Below are 16,611 nucleotides of genomic sequence, written 5' to 3' on the forward strand. Positions count from 1 at the left end.
CACTTATTTTAATACAAGGTCTGCATAAATAATTATTTTATACTGGTAATTATACATAATGTAAAATTCATTTATTCATGACACTTTTTAAATTTCTTTCATATACTGTACTAAATATTAAATGTAATATAGTAAGGATTAGGAGTGATAACATTGAATCATTTAAAAGAAAGACATCTATTCCCAGGAGGTAATACTTCACAAGGATTTTACTCTTTTTATAGGTATATCCTATCACAAGAAGATGCTGTTAGAATTATTTGTTTAAAAGGAGGTCCTGGAACAGGAAAATCATCCTTAATGAAAAAATTAGGTGCTCATTTTCAAGACAAAGGTTATACATTAGAGTATCATCACTGCTCTTCTGATAATAATTCATTAGATGGAATTGTTATTAAAGAATTAGGAGTAGCTTTATTAGATGGAACTTCTCCCCATATGGTAGACCCTATTCATCCTGGTGCAGTAGATGAAATACTTAATCTTGGAGATGCACTTGATACAGATGCTCTTTCTTTATGTAAAAATGAAATAATGAGTACTTGTAAGAGAATCAGCAATAACTTTAAACGAGCTTATACTTTCTTAGAAGCTGCAAAATCTATTCATGAGGATTGGAGTAGTCTTAATGCAGCCTCCTTAGATTATTATAAGGTATCTACTATTACGGAAAGTCTTAAGGAAGAGATTTTTAATGTTCAAAAATCTGGTTATGGTGATGAAAGACACTTATTTGCAACGGCTTTTACACCTGATGGAATTATCACCTTTGCTAAGGATCTTACCTCCCAATATAAAAATAAATTTGTTTTAAAAGGCGGACCTGGCTTTGGCAAAACTAATATTCTTACAGAGATTGGTAAAACTGCTCAAAAAAAGGGCTACTTCGTGGAATATATGCATGATCCTTTTATTCCTGAAAGATTAGAGCATATTTTTATACCTGAATTATCTACTTGCGTTTTAAGTGAAAATGAAATTAGCCAAACATCATTTTCAGGAAAAGTATATAACATAGAAGATTTTTGTAAGTCCTCTATACTTTCTTCAAATAAAAATGATATAGACTATAGTAGTGAATTATTTTATGAATTAACTAATAAAGCACTTTCATTTATTTCTGAGGCTCATAAAATCCATGACGAACTTGAAGCTTACTATATTAAAGCTATGGATTTTAATATGATTAATAAGATTTATGATAATTTAGTTATTAGAATTGAAAATATAGCAAATTCTTAATTGCTATAAAATAATTGAACATTAAAACAAATAGGCATAAGTTAATTTAATTTTTAACTTATGCCTATACTTTTTAGTATTATTTACCTTGTAATACTATTATTAATATATAATCTTTATTTTTTATTAAATATAACTATAGCTTTAAATAAATCGCCATCTATTTCTATATTAAATACTCCTTCTTGTAGTTCTACTAAACTTTTTGCTATTGATAACCCTAACCCTGAACCTTCTGTATTTCTTGATTTATCTCCTCTTTTAAATCTTTCAACAGCTTCTTCTGCTAAAAAATCTAGTTGATATGCAGATATATTTTTCATATTTCCCCCTAAATTTGCAACTTATCTTAATATTTTACCATAACAACTGTCCTATATATTAATAGTAAAATATACAAATTACAAAATTAGGGTTAAATTTCTTAAGAAATCCTTAAATTTATAAAACTTTAGTTTTTTCTAATATTTTAACTCCAAATGAATCTAATATTATTTTATCCTTTATAACTTCTCCAGTTGAAATTTCTATATAATTATTTTTTCCAAGATTAATTTCTACTTTCTTATCAGAATAATTTTGAATAAATAAAAACTCTTTATTTTCATTCTCTCTTTTAGATACTGTTACACCATAAGGTAAATCTATATCTATATTTTTTTGAATTGAATTTTCCTTAATTATTTTATTAAAAAACTCCTTATTAAAATCTTTTTCAGTCCTACTAGCAATGTAATAAGCAGTTCCTTTACCAAATTTATTTTTTGTAATGGCTGCATTACCTTTATAAAAGTCACTAGTATATGTTGCAAGTATTTCAGCTTCATTAGCTTTAATTAAATCGCATAATTCTATACACTTATAAATCTTATTTGTATCCTTCATTTTAATTGTATTTACTTCATAATCATAAAGTGCATCAACTTCTTCACTTCTAATTCCAAAGACATCCATTAACTCTCCAGGGAAACCACCTAAATAACATAAATCTGTTTCATTTACTATTCCAGTAAAATATGTTGATACAATTACTCCGCCATTATTCACAAACTCTCTAATTTTATTTTGAAATGAATTTCTTATCATATAAAGTATTGGTGCTACTACAAGCTTATATTTAGAAATATCACTTTCCATATCCACAAAATCTACATTGATTCCTTCATTCCAAAATACACTATAATAATCTTTTACTATATCATTATAATTAAGTCCTATATTTCTTGGTCCTTCTGAATCATTAATTGCCCACATATTTTCCCAATCGTATATTATAGCTACTTCTGACTTTGTTTTTGAACCATTAATTTCAGATATTTTCTCTAAAGTTTCCCCTATAGTTCTAACATCTTTAAATACTCTTGTATCTTCCTTTCCATAATGATCAATAACAGCTCCATGTAATTTTTCGCTTGACCCTCTACTTTTTCTCCATTGAAAATATTGTACAGTATCAGACCCATGAGCTATAGCTTGCATAGAGGATAAAAGATGCATATTAGGCTTTTTAAGTTTACTAACACGTTGCCAATTAGTCATACTTGGAGTGCTTTCCATTAATACAAATGGTTGGTTCTTAATGGATCTTATAATGTCAAAAAATAATGCTGTTTTTACTGCCACATCAACATTATTTTCACTATGCCATTCTGAATAGCTATCTATAGAAATAGTATCTACATAATCCTTAAATTTAAAGTAATTCAGTCCTTCATGATAAACTATAAAATTAGTAGTAACAGGAATATTTTCATTATATTTTCTTACTGCATTTATTTCATGATTCATAAAATCTATTGTTTTATATGTTGAAAACCTCTTCCAATCTAAATTTAAAGCATGAATTTTATTCTCTCCATGAGGTGAGGGACTTTCTACTTCATCCCAATCTGAAAAAGTATGGCTCCAAAAAGATGTCCACCACTGCTTATTTAAGTTTTCTATAGTTTTATATTTACCCTTTAGCCATTTTCTAAATTCATTTTGACAAAGTTCACAATGGCACTCTCCATTAAATTCATTTGAAATATGCCACATAATAACTGCTGGATGTTTAGAATATCTACTAGCTAATTTTTCGTCTAAAATAGCAATTTTTTCTCTATATATAGATGATGTATAACAATGATTATGTCTATATCCATGTAAATTTCTTACTCTATTATCACCTACTCTTAAAACTTCTGGATATTTTTTAGATAACCAAGCAGGTCTTGCACCACTAGGTGTTGCTAAAATAGTATAAATTCCATTTTTATAAAGATTATCAATTATTTTATCTAACCAGCTAAAGTCAAATTCTCCTTCTTTTGGCTCTAGCTTTGCCCATGAGAATATTCCAACTGACATCACATTACATTTTGCCTTTTTCATTAATTCTAAATCTGCCTCTAAAATTTCAGGATAATCTAGCCATTGTTCTGGATTATAGTCTGCTCCGTGTAAAAAAGTATCAAATATCTTCTTCATTTTTTCTCTACCTCTAAATTTATTTATATTAATAATTAATTTTCTTAACTTACTCTTTTAATAATTAAAATAAGAATAGCACTCATATATGACGTTTATATATGAATGCTTTTCTTAAAAAATATATAGTTTGGGGGATTTTTAGTATACTTTTATAACAACATTTTTAATATATCTATTTAATATATTTATTCAAAATCCGTTATTCTTTCCATCATCTTTCTATAACGGAATCTTGCCATTTCATTTAATTCTTTTACTTTCTCTTCTGTTCCTGTAAATTGACATCTTAAACAATAATATTCTTCTTTTTCTTTATCGTAAAACATATCAATATCTAAGTCTCTCATAAAACATGATGGACATCTATAATTTAGTTTGCCTTTTCCAGCTTGAGACATGTAATCAACTCCTCGTTATTTGATATTTCCTTAGTTAATCCAATTGTGTACATTGGGGAGAAAGCATATCCTTCTCTTATATATCCTTTTACTTCACAATTTAATGCCCTTAAAGATACTTTAGTTTCTACTTGTGGTATAGTAGCTTCAACTAAAAGTAATTCTTCTACTTCTTCTTCACGGCACTTATATTCATAACTAATTTCTTTAACGTCTTTTTTACCAGTACATTTTAATGTAATACCACACATATCTTCTGGATATTCTGTTGTTCCATAGCATGCTGTCATATATTCATTTATTTGTACTTTAGCATCTTTATTAGTTGATTCTATTATTTTACGAGATACTTTTATTTCTCCTGTATTTTCTTCAAAGATAAACTCTGAAACAAGTTTTATTGTAAGGTTTTTAAATTCTATTTCAACTGGATTAAGAGTTAAAATTCTATCCTTACCTTTTTGTGAGAACTTAGCCTTTGTACGGCATAAGCATAAATCTACTTCTTCACCTTCATAGCTTACTTTACAACTTCTAACAGTTCCTTCACCTGCATAATGAGTAAAGTATCCAGCACGGTACATTGCTTGTATTAAGAATGGATATGAAGCATCTTGTACATGTTTTGTTCCTATTCCTACTGGACGTTCTAATTTTGCAACATAAGGACGTAAGTCTATTAAGGCTCCCCCTTGATTCATATCAACACAAGTTCTCATAAATGGATCACTATACCAAAACAATTGTTTTTCTGATCCATATAATATATCTTTCCATAATGCGCATTCTGGTTCTGTATATGTTTTATTTGATCTATACCAATTTGCAAATTCAGCCATTGTCATTTCTTCAAGCTCTCCAGCATCTCTTAACTTTGCATAGTAAGCCATTCCATCACGATAGCTCTTTACCAGTAGTTCATATGGCGCTTCCCAACGTCCCATTTTATTCATCCAACCTGGTCCAACAAACATCATGTTATATGCATAACCATTGTTGTATTTCTTTAATGACTTATATTGATCAATTAAATTATAAAGGTAAGGATATTCTCCATCTTTATAAATCATACCTCTTAAAACATTTTGTGGATGTGTTCCAAAGTTTGACCCATTTCCATCAAAGCAAGCTAGCAAATCACGAGAAAGGTGTGGTATTGCTACTATACCACTATCTTCAGCTTCATTAACTGCTGGCGCGTGGGTATTTGCCTTTGATGGTATCCAAGGATTCCATGGGCCTCCATCAAATAATGTGTACCAAGAATTATTACAAGTTCTATATGCCTTTGGTCCCTCTTCCCAACATGTTGCAACAGCACATTTAACCATTGGATATTTTTCTTTAATATAATTTGTTAACTCTGCATCCATATAATATGACCCTGTTGATTCTGGATAAAATCCAAAAACTTCATAGAACTTTTCAAATACATCATTAACAATTGAAATCTTGTCCTCCATGGAGAACATCCAAATACAAAAATCCTTCGTCTTGTACTTTTCTCTAAATTCTTTACATGGAAGCCCAAGTAGAGTTAGTGCTATTTCATCTCCATATTTTTCATGATGTTCTTTTGCAAGTGCAATTGCTTCATCATTAAATAAACTAGCATAAGTCATTTGAATAGTAGTTTTAAAACCATTTTCATGTGCAATTTCTTGTTGAAGCTTAAATATATCAAGTGACTCTGTTAATAAACTTTCCCTAGTTATATCCTCTTCTTTTCCCTGTCCTGTTACCTTTTCTGCATATTCTGGCACCATTTCAGGTCTATGGATGATATTTAATATAAATTTGTCCATGATACACCTCCGATGTTATTTTATTGATCCTACCATTCCTTCAACGAAATTCTTTTGCATTAAGAAGAATAATATCGCTGATGGAATTGTTGTTATAATAATAGCAACCATTATTACTCCATAATCAGGTGTATAAGCTGATGACAATGAAGAAATTAATAATGGTAATGTTCTTTTTTCTGGTGTTTTTATTGCTATTAATGGCCATAAATATGAATTCCAATAACTCATAAAAGTTATAATAGCTGCTGCTGCATAAGTAGATTTCATTGATGGAACATATATTTTAAGAAATGCTCCAAATTCTGTTAGTCCATCTATTCGTGCCGCTTCTAACATCTCCTTCTCAAAAGATTTTGTATTTTGCCTAAAGAAGTATATTAAAAAAGCCGTTGCCATAGTCGGAAGAATAAGTGCTGGAATTGTATCTAGTAATCCAATTTTACTAAATAGTCTGAATAACGGTATCATAATGGCTGCAAAGGGCATCATCAAAGAAAGCATTATAACTCCCATTATTCTATCGCTAGTTTTGCTTTTAAATATTTCAAAACCATATCCAGCTAGTGAGCATAATAAAAGTGTAATAATCGTTCCAATAATTGCTACTGTCAGTGACATCCCTATTCCTGCAAATACGTTAGTTGTATTAAAAAGTTCTTTTATATTATTAATTAATTGTCCTCCAAAAGTAAGCTTACCTTTAATTACATCCTTTGATAAATTAGTAGCACCAATCATCATCCAAATAAATGGAAATATTGATAGTATTGATGAAATACTTAAAAATATATATGTGAATATTTTTCCTTTTTTACTCATTTTTATCACCTGCCACTTTAAATTGAATGAATGCAATTATTGCTACCATAAATACAATTGCATAAGAAACTGTAGCTGCATAACCAAAGTTTGGAGTATATACAAAAGATAGGTTATATATATATTGTGATATTGTCATTGTTGCATTTCCAGGGCCTCCACCAGTTATATTTACAACTTCATCGAATAATTGTAATGTACCATTTGTGGAAATAATTGCTGTAAATAATATAATAGGTTTTAGCATTGGCACTGTAATTTTAAAAAATTGTTGTATTTTAGATGCTCCATCTACTGTAGCTGCTTCATAAACATTTTTATCAATATTTTGCATAGCTGCTAAGTAAAACATCATATTGTATCCTGTCCATCTCCATGTTATAGCAACTATAATAACTACCTTAGCCCAAAGTGGATCTAGTAACCATGCAATCGGTGTATCTATTATATGCATATTCATAAGAACCTTATTTGCTAGTCCATCTATTGAAAATAAACTTTTGAATAAAACTGAATATGCTACTAAAGATGTTATACAAGGTAAAAATATAGCTGTTCTAAAAAAACCCTTAAATTTAATGCTAGTACTATTAAGCATACTTGCAATAATAAGTCCTAATAATAACATAATTGGAACTTGTATAATTAAATATATAAATGTATTTTTAACTGCTATTAAAAATACATCATCTTCAAATAATCTAATGTAATTATTTATTCCATTAAAATGTATTGCAGTTCCTTTTCCTGATTGCAATGATAAAGTAAATGCTTTTATCATTGGATAAAAATTAAATATTATTATAAGCAACACAGGTATAGTTATAAATTTCCAACTATTTATGTTGCAGTGTCTTTTCTTTTTCTCTAACCATATATTTTTCATCAAACCTATCCCTCCAGTCTTACAATAATTTTAAAATTATGAGCATCTACCAGTTTGATAACTGCTCCTAAAATATCCTTTAATATCTACTCTATCTTTTTATACTACTTAGTTTGTTGTTCATATAATTTTTGAGCATTTTTAAGTGAATCTTGTATGTTTGCACCATTAACAATATTTGGTATCTCTTGTCTTATAGCTTCTCTTCCTTCATGAGAGTACATACCAACAACGCTTGCTGGAATTTCTTTTGACCATTCTGCAAATTCTTGATATACTTTTTGTCCACCAAAGAATTCTACTGGTTGTTTATACGCTTCACTTTCAAAAGCTTTAGTATATGATCCTACACCACCATTTTTAGTTAAGAATTGAGAATAAAAATCGCTACTTCCACCTATAGTTTTAGCTAAGAAATCTATAGCTGTCTTTTTACTTTTTGATGATTCTAAAACCATCCAGCTTGAACCACCTTCATTAGAAGCATTTTTAGCACCACTAACATTTAAACGAGGTAATTGAGCAATTCCCCATTTTCCTGATTGAGACTTTTCTTGCATAATAGTTGGTATTTGCCAAACTGCTGAAATTACTGTTGCTACATCACCATTGTTAAAGCTACTTACAAATTCACTCCAACCAGTTACTGGCTTTGCAATATCTGCATCATAAATCTTTTTATAAGTATTTAGCGCTTCAGTTAATACAGGATTATTTTCAAAGTTTCCTTTATTATCCTTTGTAATAAACCATGAACCTGCTGATGTAAGCATAAGTGGAATTAATACATCATCACTTGGAGTGATAGTTAACATATTATATCCAGTTTTCTCTTTTACCACTTTACCAATTTCAATATATCTATCCCATGTTATATTTTCTAAATCCTTAGATGTAAATCCAGCTTTTTCGATATAATCACGTCTATAGAACATCCCTGCTGATCCAATATCGAAAGGTACAGCATATGTTTTTCCATCTACAGTTATTCCATCTACTTTATATTTAGCAAAGTCATTTAAATTTACACTTCCTGATAAGTCAACAAATGCTCCTTGATATGAATTAACATATTTATTAACATTAATATCATTTGCCAGTACAATATCTGGTAACCCATCTTCTACACCAGATACTAAGTTTGTATTTAACTTTTGCTCTAAATCCACTTTAGACATATCAACTATATCTAATTGGAAATCTGGATGATCCTTTTTATAAATTTCTTCTGCTATTTGTAATGCAGCTCCATTAAAGGCCTTGTCCCAACACCACACTGTAACTTTTTTAGCTTCACCATCTTTAGTCGTTTTATCTTCTTTATTAGTAGATGAACAACCAACTATTGTACTTCCAGCTACAGCTAGTGCCATTAATGACACAAGTATTTTTTTAAATTTCATTATTAACACCCCTCTTTTTGTTTCTCTTTACAATTTTATTTTAACAAAACCTTTTGAAAACGTTTATAACTCACTTTGGTACTTTTGATACTTTTTTGTGTTAAAATAATTTATATTTTTATAATTGATACTTTTTTTAGAAATTGATACTTTTTTGCGTATTATATAATAAAAAATGCCACACAACCCTTATAGATTGTGTAGCATTTTCTATACTATTGGAATTTTTATAGAAATACATGTTCCATATCCCTTTTCACTATTTATTTCTACATTATACTTGCTTCCATAAATTAATTTTATTCTTTCATCTACATTTTTAACTCCTATTCCTCCCTTTCGCTTATTATTTCTTTTTAATGAATTTATATTATTACAATCGAATCCTATACCATTATCTATTATTTCAATAAATATATTTTCACCTTTTTTATTTATATAAATTGTTATATTTCCACTATCAGCACCTTGAAAAGCATGAAAAAATGCATTTTCTACAAATGGTTGTAAAATAAGCTTAGGAATCAATAAATCATAACACTCTTCGCTTATTTGATAATCTACATTTATAAAGTTTCCAAATCTTAATTTATTAATATATACATATAGCTTCATGTTTTCAATTTCTGATTTTATTGATACCATTTCATCTGTAGTTCCAATAGTATTTTGTAAAATGCTTATGAGACAATCTATAGTTTTATCTACCTCATTAAATTTTTCTCCTTTAGCTAAGTATTTTATTATACTTAAAGTATTATAAAGGAAATGTGGATTTATCTGCATCTGTAGAGCATTTAACTCTGCTTTGCGTCTTTCCTCTTGTTCTGAAATAAGATTCTTAACATGTAAATCTATTTCTTCTATCATTGTATTGTATGCCTCAGTTAAAATTTTCGTTTCATAATCACTACCAAGAATAACCTTCCTATCTTCTAATCTACATCTAGTTGTTTTTGACATACTATCTACTAATGATATAAGAGGTTTAGAGAAATTATAATATATTATATATATACTTATACATGTTATTATAAGAAGAATTACTAACATCATAATCATATAATATTTTAAATTGTATAATTTTCCAAAAATATGTTCATGATTAATTGTTACAGTTAGATAAGCATCTACAATTGGTACATACTTAACTACAAGTGTATTATTTGAATCAACCTTTTTATAATCAGAGCTACTTTTAACTATTTCATTAACATTATACAAAAGATCTAAATCCTCACTATCAATATTGGAAGTTTTATTACTAGACATAACTTCTCCATTTGATGATATTAATGAATATGTCATACCATTATCCACATACTTACTATACATTTTGTTTATAATTCTTTCATTCATAACTATATATAAAAAAGCATAAGCATTATCACCTTGCCTATTAACTAAAGGTTTACTTACAGAAATTACATTATCATAACCAATCTTTTCTAATTTTTTTGTATCAACAACTTTATATTTAACAATATTTTTTACACCTTCACCAAAAAAATCATCCTTTTTAAAAAAATCTTTTACATCCTCATCCCAATTTATTGAATTACTAGAATACCACATACCATTTTCTCCTACAGCAATAATATAGGATCCTTTAGGTGTTAAATGATCTTTGTTAAACTTTATATAATCATTTAAATTTTTTATTAACTCAAATCGTTGGCTATTACTTACTATAGGTTGGCTCAAATATTCCTTAAAAGCTGAACTTTGATTTATCTTAGACATAGCTAGTATTACATCTGCATTGTATTCTATTAACTCTTCCTTTACATATTCTAAATTTTCATTTGTGCCTTGGATAATTTGTTTTAAAATAATTTTTTCAGATATTTTTATACAAGCTGCCGTTAATACAGTGCATATAAAAATAATTAAAGATACTGTTAATATTAATATCTTCGAAAATATACTATTTCTCTTTATCATTATCTTAACAACTTCTTTCTATATTCTGATGGTGTTAAGTTAGTATATTTTTTAAATATTTTAGAAAAGTAATTATGCTCTGAAAATCCAACCATTTCACTTATTTTAGATATTGGATTTTTATTATCTGCTAAATAAATCTTTGCTTTTTCAACTCTTACTTTATTAATATATATAGATAAATTTTCATTAGTTTGACTTTTAAAGTAATGAGATAAATAGTAATAATCTATATGTAGTTCTTTTGCAATATCTGATAAAGACATATCCTCTTTATAATTTTCTTCAACATACTGCTTTACTTTATTAATAATAACATTCTTATTATTAATTTGATTTATTATTGTATTAGATAATTCCTCTATAAAACCTAAAACTACTTCTATTAATTCATTAAATTTAAATGATAAATCAATTTTCTTAAATATTTTCATTCTACTTTTATTAATAATACCTATATCAAATTCTAATTCGTCCACTGTGTTTAAAGTATTATATATAATATTTTGACAAAATTTTTTAAAGCTATATTCATCTAGTGCAAGTAAAGTCTTAACATTATTAAAATAATCTATTAATATATTAGTACATCCATTAAAATCTAAACCAATAACCTTAGTATTATATAACTCATAATTAAACCTAGGACTTTTAGTTAATGATTTGAAAACATTTTCACTAACTATAAACTCCTTATCAAAATAAAAGCACTTATTAATAAATTCAGTTATATTTAAATTTTTTTCTTTTAAAATATTAATATCTTTAATTATATTACTTATTACAAATACTGATTTATTAAAGTTTATTTTAACTTCTTTTGCAAATAACTCCAAATTATGTATTACTTCTAATGAATTCATCTCATCTAAATTTATTATTACTGTATATTGATTATTTTCTATAATAGTAATATAAATATTATTTTTTAATTTTTCTCTAGCAATACTATCTAGTTTTTCTTTAATATCCATATCTTTATTAGAATTATTACCTACTAATAGATTTAAGGACACTTTCATAATATAAAAATATTTTTTATAGAAATGCTTAGATAGTGAATTTATAACATTTATATTATCCTCTTCATCTAAAAACAGCTTGACCAATTCATTTTCTAACTGAATATTTAAATCATTATTCTTACTATAATAATCCTTATCTATCTCTTCACTCATTTTCTTTATTATAGGTAAAATCGACTCTGCGCTAACCTTTGGCTTTAATAAATAATCATATACTCCATGCTTAAAGGTTTCTTTAATATAATCAAATTCCCCAAAACTACTAAGAATTAATACCTTTATATTAGGATATTTTTTTTCTATTATTTTACTTAAATCAACTCCATCTAAAATAGGCATTACTACATCTGTTATTACTATGTTAGGTTGCAATTTTTCTATTTTCTCTAATGCCTCTTCCCCATTTGACGCTTCCCCTACAATGACAAAGCCTTCTTCTTCCCAATTGCAAATACACTTTAATCCATAACGTAATATACTCTCATCATCAACAATTAAAATTTTACATAAACTCTTCATTAATAAATTCTTCCTTTCTAACCTACAATTTAATGTAAAATTCTTTCCTAATTAAATATTAATTATAATAATTTGATTTTATATTTTTAATTTAAACCTTTTCTAAAATTTTATAACTAATTATACCATATTTTACAATAAAATTAACAAATAAACATTTTATTATAACTTATCTTTTATTCTAATTAAAATCTAAACAACTATTAATCTAATATGTTTCATTATATTTTTATTAATGTTTATTCTTTAATATTTCACTCATTACTAACCTGTCTCTTTTCTTTATACAAAAATATATTAAAATAATACAAATAATATACGATAATAAATATTGACGTGGACTTTTATAGGATACATTTTTATAAAGATACTTTATTTGTTAATAAAATTTGAAAATAAGGAGGAAGTTTTTAATGTCCATCAACACCAATATATCTGCTTTAACATCTAATAGAGCTATGAGTTCAAGTTCTAATTTAAGAGATAAAATTAGTAATAAATTAAGTACCGGATTTAGAATAAATTCAGCTGCTGATGATGCTGCTGGTTTAAGCATTTCTGAAAAAATGCGTTCTCAAATTAGAGGACTAGAGCAAGCTTCAAGAAATGCTTCTTATGGTATTTCTCTTATCCAAACAGCTGATGGAGCTTTATCTGAAACTACTGATATAATACAAAGATTAAGAGAATTATCTGTTCAAGCATCTAATAGTATATATACCACTGAAGATAGAGATGCAACTCAAACTGAAATTAAACAATTAATTAAACAAGTTGATAGAATAGCTAATGATACTGAATTTAATAATAAAAAATTATTAAATGGTTCAATTGGAAATTCAGTAAAAAGTGATTCATTAAGTTCAGTTGTTAATAGCTCCAATGGTTTAAATATTATTTATGTTGAAAATACAGATAATTTTGCAACAACAGCTACTTCTTCTGGAACTTTAAACAATTCAGCTACTTTCCCTATATTATCTGATAAATTACAAACAGAAATAGTTCCACAAGCTGTAACTAATATTTTAAAACAATATTCACCTGCATTTGACTATTTAGAGAATTCATCTATAGGAATAGGATTAAAAATTTATACAGATGCTTCTACCAATACTTTAGCTTCTGTTGGAGTTGGATATAGTAAATATAGCGATGGGTCTGTGGCAACAAACCTTCTTACATATACATTATCAGTTAATACTAATACACTAAAATTTATAGATAATGACTTAAAAAAAGACCTAACCGATGATAGTAGAAGAAACTTAGAGTCTACTATAGCTCATGAAATGATGCATGCTTTAATGGATGAATCAGTTACTAATGGTATGATTGGAGTTTCTAATGGTAAATTGGATTCTACCAATGTATTTCCAGGTTGGTTCAAAGAAGGTATGGCTCAAACAGCATCTGGTGGTTATGATAATGATAATGACTGGGTAAATAATGCTTTACATATTAATAAATCTACATCTTTAGACGATATTTCTAAAAACTTAACATCTCCATCTAACATACTTAAGAGTAACTCAACTGAAGCAAAATATGGAACTGGATATCTTGCATCTATGTATTTAGGATATTTAGCTGGTGGAAATAATATTGATAATATAGCTACTGGTCTTGGTGCAATATTAAACAAACTTACCAATGGAGATAGTTTAGATTCTGTTATAAAAGATGCTTCTAATGATAAATATTTAAGTGTATCAGATTTTGAAAATAAATTTGGAGATATAGAATCATCTACTTTTATTTCTAATTTAACTAAAAATGTAGGTGAAGGTAATGGTGGATTAGTTTCTGGTAATTTGAAAGATACTGATTTATTAAGTAACTCTTCCATTAGTACTAATTTATTTAAATTAGATACAACAACACCTACTGTTCAAAATATTTATCCTTCAACGGTTAATGTTTTTAGTGGTGGAGGAACTAAAGTTAATGGAACTAATAGTGAAGGAAAATATATTCCTGTACCTATTGGCGGTGGCTATGGAAAAATATCTAATTATTCTGATGGAATTAACATTCAACTTGGAGCTAATAGTGGACAATGTGTAAATTTAAAAATTGGTAGTGCAACTTCAAGAGACTTAGGAATTAGTAATTTATCTATAACAAATACTACAAGTGCTAACAAAGCAATTAACTCATGTGATAATGCATTAAAATATGTATCAACAATACGTTCTACATTAGGAGCATATCAAAATCGTTTAGAGCATAGCATTTCTAACTTAGATAACACTGCTGAAAATTTAACTTCATCTGAAAGTAGAATACGAGATATAGATATGGCTAAAGGTATTAGTGAACTTTTAAAATATAATATTTTACAACAAGCTTCTCAAGCTATGCTATCACAAGCAAATATTAATCAACAAAGTATATTATCACTATTAAGATAATATATAAATTATATATATTTATTCCATTATTAAATTAATAGACACATAGAAAATACTTTAATAGTAATTTCTATGTGTCTATTAAATCAGGTATAAAATCTTTATATTATTATATTAACTAAATATCATTGAATAATATCTACTTATATTATTTTCAAAATCTAAAATATCAAAGTATCTTCCAAAACGTATAGCTTCCTTTCCTTCTACAAAAAGCAATAAAATCGGAAGAGAAAATATACTATATTCTGCTGCTAATTCCTGATTTATAACTCCATTTACCTCTACAGCATTTATATTTGGATATTTAACTAACATTTTTTCTACTTTAGTTTTTATTACTTCACAAGCTCCACATGAGGTACCACTAAAATATATTATTGTTATTTTATTATTTTTTATTAATTCTTCAACCTCTACTTTATTATTTAAACTCCTCATGTTTATCTCCTTAATATATTTGTTAATCTCTATTTAAATAGTGTTTTATTTATATTCCCATTGCTAATACAAGAGTTACTATTGATGATATTATACATGCTATTGGTGCTAACGCAATATCAAAATTTACTTTTAAATCATGTGCAAATATTTTTTCTAATTTTCCTTCATTTATAGATTGCTTATTATTTCCAACATAATTAACTGCAAGATATCCATCTGATTCGTTTATTGTTGAAAAAATTCCCCCAATTAATACTAATATAGCAATCATAAATATGCTATCATTTAATGTAAAGCTAATAAAATTACTTAATAAATTTGAAGCAATAAATATCCCTCCCATTGTAGCTAAAAAATAAATAACACCTTTTTTTAAACCTATCATAAATACCACCTCTTAACAAATATTTTCTTCTCTATAGTTTTATAGTATCATTTAGCATCACTATTGTAAACGTAAACAAGTGGTATTTTTTAACTTTCATACTTTTGCACTTTTTCTTTTATTACATAAATATTTTTGCAATTTTCCCTTTAATTTCTTAATGAACTTTCAATTTATTTTCTTCTATTTTCTTTTATTCCCTGAATATGAACCTATTCCCCCCAAAACATTAACTACATCGTATCCCTTATCTCTTAACCTTTTACAAGTTGAAGAGCTCCTTCCTCCCGATTGACATAATACATGATACTCTTTATCCTTTTTTAAATACTTTTCAGTATTTGCTAAGAGTTCTCTCATGGGTATATTCTTTGCAGTTTTTATACTACCACCCTTATATTCATATTGTTCTCTTATATCGATTAAATCTATTTTCCCAATTAATTTGTCAATATCATTTACATTAATTGTTTTACCAGTTTCTCTTTTTAAAAAATTAAACATTTTCTTCACTCCTATCCATAAACCTTTTTTATAAATTTATTTTATACTATTTTAATCAAAATTTATGTAACTTACTCACATATACTTATAATTATATAAAAATAAAATCCATTAATATTAAGAATTTAAACTCTTAACACTAATGGATTTATCACTATTTTTTATTAAATATTAATTTACAATAATTAGCATTTACTTATTTTTTACTATCTTTAATTCATTACAACTGCTTTTTCCACATCCTGAGCAGTTTCCTCCACAACCCTTACCTTTATTTTTAATAAGCGACTTTATAGAAAAACCTAAACTCAAGATAACTACTAATACTATAATAATATCAATCATAAA

14 protein-coding genes and 1 pseudogene are annotated in these 16,611 nt (G+C 26.9%); 2 read left to right on the top strand and 13 right to left on the bottom strand.

What is annotated here, in order from left to right; genetic code table 11:
- The first annotated feature begins 153 nt into the window (after nucleotides 1-153).
- Entirely contained in the window at nucleotides 154-1,242 is a 1,089-nt protein-coding gene (locus ACYQ1T_RS04080; protein ID WP_459832115.1) for a PRK06851 family protein, read from the top strand.
- Nucleotides 1,243-1,358: 116 nt separating this feature from the next.
- Here the strand turns inward: ACYQ1T_RS04080 and ACYQ1T_RS04085 are convergent.
- The 9 genes and pseudogenes from ACYQ1T_RS04085 to ACYQ1T_RS04125 all read right to left on the bottom strand — a co-directional run.
- Nucleotides 1,359-1,565 (bottom strand): annotated as a pseudogene (locus tag ACYQ1T_RS04085) (ATP-binding protein); the annotation flags it as partial.
- 118 nt (nucleotides 1,566-1,683) lie between these two features.
- Nucleotides 1,684-3,711 carry a beta-galactosidase gene (locus ACYQ1T_RS04090; protein WP_459832117.1) on the bottom strand — a complete coding sequence of 676 codons (2,028 nt, stop codon included), beginning with the start codon at nucleotides 3,709-3,711 and terminating at the stop codon, nucleotides 1,684-1,686.
- 188 nt (nucleotides 3,712-3,899) lie between these two features.
- Nucleotides 3,900-4,112, bottom strand: coding sequence for a hypothetical protein (locus ACYQ1T_RS04095; protein ID WP_459832119.1), 213 nt, complete (start codon nucleotides 4,110-4,112; stop codon nucleotides 3,900-3,902).
- Nucleotides 4,085-5,917, bottom strand: coding sequence for a DUF3863 domain-containing protein (locus tag ACYQ1T_RS04100; protein WP_459832121.1), 1,833 nt, complete (start codon nucleotides 5,915-5,917; stop codon nucleotides 4,085-4,087). The genes ACYQ1T_RS04095 and ACYQ1T_RS04100 overlap by 28 nt, the downstream gene beginning before the upstream one ends.
- A gap of 15 nt (nucleotides 5,918-5,932) precedes the next feature.
- Entirely contained in the window at nucleotides 5,933-6,739 is an 807-nt protein-coding gene (locus tag ACYQ1T_RS04105; RefSeq protein ID WP_459832123.1) for a carbohydrate ABC transporter permease, read from the bottom strand.
- Entirely contained in the window at nucleotides 6,732-7,625 is an 894-nt protein-coding gene (locus ACYQ1T_RS04110; protein WP_459836448.1) for a carbohydrate ABC transporter permease, read from the bottom strand. The genes ACYQ1T_RS04105 and ACYQ1T_RS04110 overlap by 8 nt, the downstream gene beginning before the upstream one ends.
- 104 nt (nucleotides 7,626-7,729) lie before the next feature.
- On the bottom strand, nucleotides 7,730-9,028 hold the full coding sequence (locus ACYQ1T_RS04115) for an ABC transporter substrate-binding protein (RefSeq protein ID WP_459832125.1): 1,299 nt from the start codon (nucleotides 9,026-9,028) through the stop codon (nucleotides 7,730-7,732).
- Nucleotides 9,029-9,238: 210 nt separating this feature from the next.
- A complete protein-coding gene (locus ACYQ1T_RS04120; protein ID WP_459832127.1) occupies nucleotides 9,239-10,972 on the bottom strand; it encodes a sensor histidine kinase in 1,734 nt (577 codons plus the stop codon).
- Entirely contained in the window at nucleotides 10,972-12,516 is a 1,545-nt protein-coding gene (locus ACYQ1T_RS04125; protein ID WP_459832129.1) for a response regulator transcription factor, read from the bottom strand. The genes ACYQ1T_RS04120 and ACYQ1T_RS04125 overlap by 1 nt, the downstream gene beginning before the upstream one ends.
- Nucleotides 12,517-12,929: 413 nt before the next feature.
- Here ACYQ1T_RS04125 and ACYQ1T_RS04130 point away from each other — a divergent pair, with 413 nt between their 5' ends.
- Nucleotides 12,930-14,930: a flagellin N-terminal helical domain-containing protein gene (locus ACYQ1T_RS04130; protein ID WP_459832131.1), complete on the top strand. Its 2,001-nt coding sequence runs from the start codon at nucleotides 12,930-12,932 to the stop codon at nucleotides 14,928-14,930.
- A 114-nt stretch (nucleotides 14,931-15,044) separates the two neighbouring features.
- On the opposite strand, the gene ACYQ1T_RS04135 is transcribed toward ACYQ1T_RS04130, so the two are convergent.
- The 4 genes from ACYQ1T_RS04135 to ACYQ1T_RS04150 all read right to left on the bottom strand — a co-directional run bounded on the left by ACYQ1T_RS04135 (nucleotide 15,045) and on the right by ACYQ1T_RS04150 (nucleotide 16,608).
- On the bottom strand, nucleotides 15,045-15,371 hold the full coding sequence (locus ACYQ1T_RS04135; RefSeq protein ID WP_459832133.1) for a thioredoxin family protein: 327 nt from the start codon (nucleotides 15,369-15,371) through the stop codon (nucleotides 15,045-15,047).
- A gap of 49 nt (nucleotides 15,372-15,420) precedes the next feature.
- Nucleotides 15,421-15,759: a hypothetical protein gene (locus ACYQ1T_RS04140; RefSeq protein ID WP_459832135.1), complete on the bottom strand. Its 339-nt coding sequence runs from the start codon at nucleotides 15,757-15,759 to the stop codon at nucleotides 15,421-15,423.
- 183 nt (nucleotides 15,760-15,942) lie between these two features.
- The gene (locus ACYQ1T_RS04145) at nucleotides 15,943-16,263 is read right to left on the bottom strand and encodes a rhodanese-like domain-containing protein (protein ID WP_459832137.1); all 321 of its coding nucleotides are present in this window, start codon (nucleotides 16,261-16,263) and stop codon (nucleotides 15,943-15,945) included.
- A gap of 192 nt (nucleotides 16,264-16,455) precedes the next feature.
- Nucleotides 16,456-16,608: a FeoB-associated Cys-rich membrane protein gene (locus ACYQ1T_RS04150; RefSeq protein WP_459832139.1), complete on the bottom strand. Its 153-nt coding sequence runs from the start codon at nucleotides 16,606-16,608 to the stop codon at nucleotides 16,456-16,458.
- Between the last annotated feature and the right edge of the window lie 3 nt (nucleotides 16,609-16,611).

The sequence above is a fragment of the Clostridium carnis genome, from assembly GCF_054657435.1.

Excerpts from the sequence above, each read along its gene's own strand:
- ACYQ1T_RS04090 (WP_459832117.1), bottom strand. The coding sequence starts at position 3,711 with ATGAAGAAGATATTTGATACTTTTTTACACGGAGCAGACTATAATCCA.
- ACYQ1T_RS04095 (WP_459832119.1), bottom strand. The coding sequence starts at position 4,112 with ATGTCTCAAGCTGGAAAAGGCAAACTAAATTATAGATGTCCATCATGT.
- ACYQ1T_RS04100 (WP_459832121.1), bottom strand. The coding sequence starts at position 5,917 with ATGGACAAATTTATATTAAATATCATCCATAGACCTGAAATGGTGCCA.
- ACYQ1T_RS04105 (WP_459832123.1), bottom strand. The coding sequence starts at position 6,739 with ATGAGTAAAAAAGGAAAAATATTCACATATATATTTTTAAGTATTTCA.
- ACYQ1T_RS04110 (WP_459836448.1), bottom strand. The coding sequence starts at position 7,625 with ATGAAAAATATATGGTTAGAGAAAAAGAAAAGACACTGCAACATAAAT.
- ACYQ1T_RS04115 (WP_459832125.1), bottom strand. The coding sequence starts at position 9,028 with ATGAAATTTAAAAAAATACTTGTGTCATTAATGGCACTAGCTGTAGCT.
- ACYQ1T_RS04120 (WP_459832127.1), bottom strand. The coding sequence starts at position 10,972 with ATGATAAAGAGAAATAGTATATTTTCGAAGATATTAATATTAACAGTA.
- ACYQ1T_RS04125 (WP_459832129.1), bottom strand. The coding sequence starts at position 12,516 with ATGAAGAGTTTATGTAAAATTTTAATTGTTGATGATGAGAGTATATTA.
- ACYQ1T_RS04130 (WP_459832131.1), top strand. The coding sequence starts at position 12,930 with ATGTCCATCAACACCAATATATCTGCTTTAACATCTAATAGAGCTATG.
- ACYQ1T_RS04135 (WP_459832133.1), bottom strand. The coding sequence starts at position 15,371 with ATGAGGAGTTTAAATAATAAAGTAGAGGTTGAAGAATTAATAAAAAAT.
- ACYQ1T_RS04140 (WP_459832135.1), bottom strand. The coding sequence starts at position 15,759 with ATGATAGGTTTAAAAAAAGGTGTTATTTATTTTTTAGCTACAATGGGA.
- ACYQ1T_RS04145 (WP_459832137.1), bottom strand. The coding sequence starts at position 16,263 with ATGTTTAATTTTTTAAAAAGAGAAACTGGTAAAACAATTAATGTAAAT.
- ACYQ1T_RS04150 (WP_459832139.1), bottom strand. The coding sequence starts at position 16,608 with ATGATTGATATTATTATAGTATTAGTAGTTATCTTGAGTTTAGGTTTT.